We start from the raw sequence: 4,944 nt of genomic DNA on the forward strand, positions 1-4,944 counted from the left end.
GCCGCCAGAGCGGCCAGCTCCGTGGTCCGGCCGGTTCCCGGGGCGCCGACCAGGCCGAGCACGGGCCCCGTGCCGGTCTCGAAGGCGGTGAACTCCGCGCTGATGTGGGGGCGCTCGACGGCCGCTGCGCCACAGGGGCGGCCGTCGTCATGGCCGAGCGAGGTGGCGGTCAGCTGCAGCGCCCCCGCGAGGTTGAGGTCGCAGCCGTATCCCGGGACGCCGCTCGCGTTGCGCCGGAGCACCTCCGCCAGCGGGCCCGGGGCCTCCTGGGGGGTGAGCCGAACAGCGAGCCCGGCGGTCTCGCGCCCGGCGCTCAGCGTGGTCGAGAGCACCCCCAGGACCGCCCCCGTACGCGGGTCCGTCACGGGCCCGCCGACGGCGGCTCCGCCGGAGCGCAGCGCGTCGCGCCCGTCCGTGCCGAGGGCGAGCTCCAGCACGTCGCCGACCGGATGGTCGCGCCCGCCCTCTGAGTACGTCGCCGGAGTCGTCCCGAGCACCCGTGCCTCCCGCCAGCCGTGGGCGGCGATCCGCACATAGGTGCCCGTGCCGATCTGCTCGCGTACGGCGATGGGGAGCGGATCCGCCCCCAGGGTCCCGGGGCCGCCGGTGCGCAGCAGGGCGAGGCCCAGGGCGGGCAGCGCGGTGATGTCCTCGGGACCCACGGGGCAGCTGCGGCCGTCGGCGGCGTACAGGGTGAGGGGCGCACAGCGGGCGACGGCCTGATGGCTGGTGACGACCGTGCCCCGGTCATCCGCGACGAATCCGGTCCCCCGCGGCCGGCCGGCCTGATCGCAGATTCTCACCAGTGTCGACCGGTCCCCGCTGCCCATCCTCCGACGGTAGGTCCCAGGTGATCGATACCGGTAACCCACGGGGTGAAAGCGCCCCCCTCACACCCCCCGGTCACTCCGAGCGCCCGCCCGTCGGGGTGAGGCGGCGGGTTCATGTGGACAGGGTTGCTCGTGGGAGGGGGATCGTGGAGCGGGCGCGCACCGGGGGGGCTGCCCGCTCCACGATGGGCCAGGCCCACGGGAGGCTCTCGTCAGGCGAAGACGGCGAGGCTCCTGGCCTTGCCCTTCTGCTCCTCGACGAGCACCAGGAACGCCCCGTCGGGCCCGAAGACCCCGACCGGCCCCGGCGGATAGGACGGCATGTCCAGCCGTACGCCGTTGAGCAGCAGCTTGGCGCGCTTCTCGTCCACGTCCCAGCGCGGGAAGGCCGAGGCGGCCGCTTCGGCCACCGGCATCACGGTCAGTTCCTGCTGGTGCTGGTCGAGCGTGCGCGCCGCGTCGAGGCCGTACGGTCCGACGCGGGTGCGCCGCAGTGCGGTCAGGTGCCCGCCGACGCCGAGCCCGGCACCGAGGTCACGGGCCAGGGCGCGGATGTACGTACCCGAGGAACACACGACGGAGACGACCAGGTCGACGACCGGGGTGCCGTCCTCGGCGGTCTCCTCGCGGACGTCGTAGACCTGGAAGGACGAGATGGTCACCGGCCGGGCCGGGATCTCGAACTCCTCGCCGCCGCGCACCCGGGCGTAGGACCGCTTGCCGTCGATCTTGATGGCGCTGACCTTGGACGGCACCTGCATGATCGCGCCGGTCAGGGCGGCGACCCCGGCGTCGATGCCCTCGCGCGTCACTCCCGAGGCGTCGGTGGACGAGGTGATCTCGCCCTCCGCGTCGTCGGTGACGGTGTCCTGGCCGAGCCGGACGGTCCCCAGGTACTCCTTCTCGGTCAGCGCGAGATGGCCGAGCAGCTTGGTCGCCCTCTCGACGCCGAGGACGAGGACGCCGGTCGCCATCGGGTCCAGCGTGCCGGCGTGGCCGACCCGCCGGGTGCGGGCGATGCCGCGCATCTTGGCCACGACGTCGTGCGAGGTGAAGCCGGACGGCTTGTCGACGATGACGAGGCCGTCCGGCGTCCTGTTCTGCTGTGTCATGCGGAAGGTGAGCCCTCGCCGTTCTCGTCGGACTCGTCCTCGGGCTTGCGGTACGGGTCCGCGTCGCCGGCGTACGTGGCGCCGGAGGACGCCTCGCGGACCTTGGCGTCCGAGGCGCGCGCCCGGTCGAGCAGGTCCTCGATCGCCTTGGCGTTGTCCGGCAGGGCGTCGGCCACGAAGGCCAGGGTCGGGGTGAACTTCGTCCCCGCCGCGGCACCGACCGCCGAGCGCAGGATGCCCTTGGCGCTCTCCAGCCCGGCGGCCGCGCTGGCCCGCTCCTCGTCGTCGCCGTAAACCGTGTAGAAGACCGTGGCCTCCCGCAGGTCGCCGGTGACACGGGTGTCCGTGATGGTCACGTGCGTGCCCAGACGCGGGTCCTTGATACCGCGCTGCAGTTTCTCGGCGACCACCACCTGGATGAGGTCCGCCAGCTTCTTCGCCCGCGCGTTGTCGGCCACTGGTCCGTCTCCTTAAGCCTTGCTCAATCGTCTTCGTCGCTGTGCAGCCGCCGTCGTACGGACAGCAGCTCCACTTCCGGCCGGCCCGCGATCATGCGTTCGCACCGGTCGAGTACGTCTGTGAGGTGTCCGGTGTCCCCGGAGACCATGGCAAGACCGATCTCGGCCCTGCGGTAGAGGTCCTGGCCGCCCGTCTCCGCGACGCTCACCGCGAACTTGCGGTGGAGCTCGGCGACGATCGGGCGGACGACGGAGCGTTTCTCCTTCAGCGACCGTACGTCGCCCAGGAGCAGATCGAAGGACAGAGTCCCCACATACATGTATGTCCGGATGTCCCGCCGGTTCGGGGTCATGCCCCGCCATCGCTTGGCAGGGACACCAGAACCGTACACGGAACGGCCGGGGCCGATCGACGGAAATACGACCCGTCGACCGGCCCCGACTGTGGAGGAGAGCCCGGGGGTCTCCCCCCGGGCACCCCCGTTGATCAGCCTCGCGGCTTCTCGCGCATCTCGTACGTCGCGATGACGTCGTCGATCTTGATGTCGTTGAAGTTCCCGAGGTTGATACCGCCCTCGAAGCCTTCGCGGATCTCGGTGACGTCGTCCTTGAAGCGACGCAGACCGGAGATGTTGAGGTTCTCCGCGATGACCTTGCCATCGCGCAGCAGGCGCGCCTTGGTGTTGCGCTTGACCTCGCCGGAGCGGACCAGCACACCGGCGATGTTGCCCAGCTTGGACGAGCGGAAGATCTCGCGGATCTCCGCCGTGCCGAGCTCGACCTCTTCGTACTCCGGCTTGAGCATGCCCTTGAGGGCCGCTTCGATCTCTTCGATCGCCTGGTAGATGACCGAGTAGTACCGGACGTCCACGCCCTCGCGCTCGGCCATCTGCTCGGCACGCCCCGCGGCGCGCACGTTGAAGCCGATCACGATGGCGTCGGAGCCGGTCGCCAGGTTGATGTCCGACTCGGTGACCGCACCCACACCGCGGTGCAGGACCCGGATGTCGACCTCTTCACCGACGTCGAGCTGGAGCAGCGAGGACTCGAGAGCCTCCACCGAACCGGACGCGTCGCCCTTGATGATGAGGTTGAGTTCCTGGACCAGACCGGCCTTGAGCGCCTCGTCCAGGTTCTCCAGGGAGAACCGGACACCCTTGCGGGCGAAGTTGGCGTTGCGCTCACGGGCGGCGCGCTTCTCGGCGATCTGACGGGCCGTACGGTCCTCGTCGACGACCAGGAAGTTGTCCCCGGCACCCGGCACGTTGGTCAGACCCAGCACCAGGACGGGGGTCGAGGGACCCGCTTCCTGGACGTTCTGGCCGTTGTCGTCGAGCATCGCCCGGACACGGCCGTACGCGTCGCCGACGACCATCGTGTCGCCGATGCGCAGCGTTCCGCGCTGGACCAGGACGGTCGAGACGGCACCGCGGCCGCGGTCGAGGTGGGACTCGATCGCGATGCCCTGCGCGTCCTGCTCCGGGTTGGCCCGCAGGTCGAGCGAGGCGTCGGCGGTGAGGACGACGGCCTCCAGCAGTGCCTCGATGTTGAGGCCCTGCTTGGCGGAGATGTCGACGAACATCGTGTCGCCGCCGTACTCCTCGGCCACCAGACCGAACTCGGTGAGCTGTCCGCGCACCTTGGTCGGGTCGGCACCCTCGACGTCGATCTTGTTGACCGCGACCACGATCGGCACACCGGCCGCCTTGGCGTGGTTCAGCGCCTCGATCGTCTGGGGCATCACACCGTCGTTCGCCGCCACCACGAGGATCGCGATGTCGGTGGACTTCGCACCACGTGCACGCATGGCGGTGAACGCCTCGTGACCCGGGGTGTCGATGAAGGTGATACGGCGGTCCTCGCCGTTGACCTCGGAGGAGACCTGGTACGCACCGATGTGCTGCGTGATACCGCCGGCCTCGCCCGCGACGACGTTCGTCTTGCGGATCGCGTCCAGCAGCCGGGTCTTACCGTGGTCGACGTGACCCATGACGGTCACGACCGGCGGACGGGAGACCAGGGCCTCTTCGCCGCCCTCGTCCTCGCCGAACTCGATGTCGAAGGACTCGAGCAGCTCGCGGTCCTCCTCCTCCGGGCTGACGATCTCCAGGACGTAGTTCATCTCGTCCGCGAGAAGCCGGAGCGTCTCGTCGGAGACGGACTGCGTGGCGGTGACCATCTCGCCGAGGTTCATCATCACGGCGACGAGCGACGCCGGGTTGGCGTTGATCTTCTCCGCGAAGTCGGTCAGGGACGCACCGCGCGACAGCCGGACAGCCTGCCCGTTGCCGCGAGGCAGCATGACGCCGCCCACCGACGGGGCCTGCATGGCCTCGTACTCCTGGCGCCTCTGACGCTTCGACTTGCGGCCACGACGCGCGGGACCACCGGGACGGCCGAACGCACCCTGCGTGCCACCACGGGCACCCGGGCCGCCGGGACGGCCGCCGAAGCCGGGACGACCGCCGAAGCCGCCGCCACCACCGGGACGGCCTGCGCCGCCACCGCCACCGGGACCACCGGGACGGCCGGCGAAGCCGCCGC

General features: G+C 70.8%; 5 protein-coding genes. All 5 read right to left on the reverse strand.

The annotated features are described in order from the left end of the window. The coding region (locus VN520_RS03200) for a trypsin-like peptidase domain-containing protein (protein WP_325745289.1) at positions 1-830 on the reverse strand (830 nt) is incomplete at its 3' end. 212 nt (positions 831-1,042) lie between these two features. After that, positions 1,043-1,942, reverse strand: a complete 900-nt coding sequence (gene truB, locus VN520_RS03205) for a tRNA pseudouridine(55) synthase TruB (protein ID WP_325745290.1) — start codon at positions 1,940-1,942, stop codon at positions 1,043-1,045. Continuing rightward, positions 1,939-2,400 carry a 30S ribosome-binding factor RbfA gene (rbfA, locus tag VN520_RS03210; protein WP_325745291.1) on the reverse strand — a complete coding sequence of 154 codons (462 nt, stop codon included), beginning with the start codon at positions 2,398-2,400 and terminating at the stop codon, positions 1,939-1,941. The genes truB and rbfA overlap by 4 nt, the downstream gene beginning before the upstream one ends. Positions 2,401-2,423: 23 nt before the next feature. Next, positions 2,424-2,720 (reverse strand): DUF503 domain-containing protein, encoded by a 297-nt coding sequence (locus VN520_RS03215; protein WP_325745293.1) that lies wholly within the window; start codon positions 2,718-2,720, stop codon positions 2,424-2,426. Positions 2,721-2,887: 167 nt separating this feature from the next. Next, a partial coding sequence (gene infB, locus VN520_RS03220; protein ID WP_325745292.1) for a translation initiation factor IF-2 occupies positions 2,888-4,944 on the reverse strand: 2,057 nt, incomplete at its 5' end.

The sequence above is a fragment of the Streptomyces sp. genome (genome assembly GCF_035563135.1).
Lineage (GTDB): Bacteria > Actinomycetota > Actinomycetes > Streptomycetales > Streptomycetaceae > Streptomyces.